Origin of the sequence: Methylobacterium sp. WL18 (genome assembly GCF_008040015.1) — a bacterium.
Classification (GTDB): Bacteria; Pseudomonadota; Alphaproteobacteria; order Rhizobiales; family Beijerinckiaceae; genus Methylobacterium; species Methylobacterium mesophilicum.
The window spans coordinates 1-2,096 of record NZ_VRVD01000741.1 but is presented as its reverse complement, the minus strand read 5'-3'; the positions used below and the strand labels follow the sequence as shown (position 1 = coordinate 2,096).

The window sequence follows — 2,096 nt, the reverse complement described above, 5'->3', positions numbered from 1 at the left end:
CGCAACGCCCGCCGGGCCGCGCAGGCGGGCGTTGCGGCCGTCGCCGGTGAAGCGCTCGCCAAGATAGGGCTGGTGCATCAGCCCGCGCACCGGCACACCGTTGCGGGTGAGCCCGATCAGCGTGCCCCAGGTCGGCAGCCCGGCGATGAAGGCGCGGGTCCCGTCGATCGGGTCGAGCACCCAGACGCACTCGGCGTCGGTGCGCTCGGAGCCGAACTCCTCGCCCAGGATACCGTGGCCCGGGAAGGTCTGGGCGATCATCCTGCGGAGCACGGTCTCGGCCGCGCGGTCGGCCTCGGTGACCGGATCGAACGGCGCGCCGCCCCGCGCCTTGTCGTCGAGGCCGAACGCGGCACGGAAGAACGGCAGGATCGCCTGGCCGGACGCCTCCGCGAGATCGTCCATGAACCGCCCGAGTTCGACGACGCTCATCGGCCCTGCCCCCTGCTGTGCCCGAGACCCGATAGGGGCCCGACCGGCACGCGACGAAACCGGGGCCGGCCCCCGGCCGTCAAGCCCCGTCGCCCCAAGCTCCTCCGCCTCAAGCCTCAAGCCTCCGCCGGTTCCGGGAGTCGCGCCTCGGCGCCGGCCTCGGGCGCGGCCGTGCCCGCGATATCCGCCTGCACGGCGGCCAGCACCGCTTCGAGGGCCTCGCGCAGGGACGCGACCTGCCCGGACGCCTCGGTCGAGCCTTCCGGCGCGCGCGCCACCCGGTCCGACTGGCCGTTCTGGGCCAGCCACAGGCCGAGCAGGACCGGCACGCCGGGCATCCGTGCCTGCAGCCGCCCGACCAGCCGGCGCAGGTGCGTCGGCTCGCCGTTCAGCGCCAGCGAGACCACGCAGGCCATCCGGGCCGGACCCGGCTCGAACCGCTCGATCCGCGCCGTGGCGGCATCAGAGAACGGCACCGTGCGGACGCCGATGCCGCGCTTCTCCAGGATCTGGGCCAGGATCGCGGCCGCGGCGCCATCGAGGAAGCCGCGTCCGGAGATGCAGAGGACCGCGCCCGCGCGGGTCCAGGCCTCCGGCAGCGCATCCGGGGCCGGGCCGACCGGCATCGGGCTGCAGGCGTGCTCGCCGCCCTCCCCCGTGCTCTCGGCGGTGGCGTCGCCGCGCTCGGACAGGTCGGCGATCAGCTCGCCCAGGGCGGTGCGCATCGCGCCCTTCTGCTGGGCGGTCAGCACGCCCCGCGCCGCGTCGCGGGCGGCGAGTTCGAGGGCCTTCAGCACGACCTCGTCGTAGTAGGACGAGAGCGAGCATTGCTGCAGGATCAGCTCGGCATGGCCCAAAACCTCCTCGGAATCGCCGGCCAGGATGCGCTGGTAGAAGTTCTGCACCGGCGTCAGCGCCGGCCGGTCGCCGAACAGCACGTCCAGGAATTCCAGGTGCTCGACGTGCCGTCCCAGCACCACCAGGCAGACGGTGAGCGGCGTCGAGAGAAGCAGGCCTACGGGCCCCCATAGCCAGGTCCAGAACAGGGCCGAGACCAGCACCGCGAGGGGCGAGAGCCCGGTGGACTGGCCGTACACGATCGGCTCGAACACCTGGCCGGTCAGCGGCTCCAGGATCAGGAACAGGATCGTCACCGCGATCATCATGTTCCAGCCGGGATCGACCGCGGCGGCGAGGGTAATCGGCAGGATCGCCGACAGGAACGCGCCGATATAGGGCACGAACCGCATCAGCGCCGAGAAGATCGCCCACAGCACCGGGTTCGGCACGCCGATGACGTACAGGCCGATCCCGATCACGACCCCGAAGGCGGTGTTGAGGGCGAGCTGCACCACGAAGTAGCGGCTGAGGCGCCCGGCCGCGTCGTCGATCGCCCCGGTGGTACGGTGCAGGTCGCTGGAGCCGGCGAGCCGGATCATGCGGTCGCGCAGGTCCTCGCGCTGCATCAGGACGAACAGCAGCACCACGAAGACGATGCCCACCGTGGCGAGCGGCTGCATAACCGGCGACAGCAGGGTGCCGAGCGTCTCGAGCGGTCCCGGCTGGGTCGCGGTCATCTCGACCAGGACGGGTTTTGGGCCGGGCGCGCCCTGGTCCAGCGCGGACCCTTGCGACGACCCTCGCGACGACCCCTGCGCCGGCTC

General features: G+C 72.6%; 2 protein-coding genes. Both read right to left on the bottom strand.

All coding sequences use genetic code 11. The features are described 5' to 3' along the window. A partial coding sequence (locus FV228_RS27725) for an inositol monophosphatase family protein (protein WP_281406543.1) occupies positions 1-432 on the bottom strand: 432 nt, incomplete at its 3' end. Positions 433-548: 116 nt separating this feature from the next. Continuing rightward, a partial coding sequence (locus FV228_RS27720; protein WP_246694051.1) for an AI-2E family transporter occupies positions 549-2,096 on the bottom strand: 1,548 nt, incomplete at its 5' end.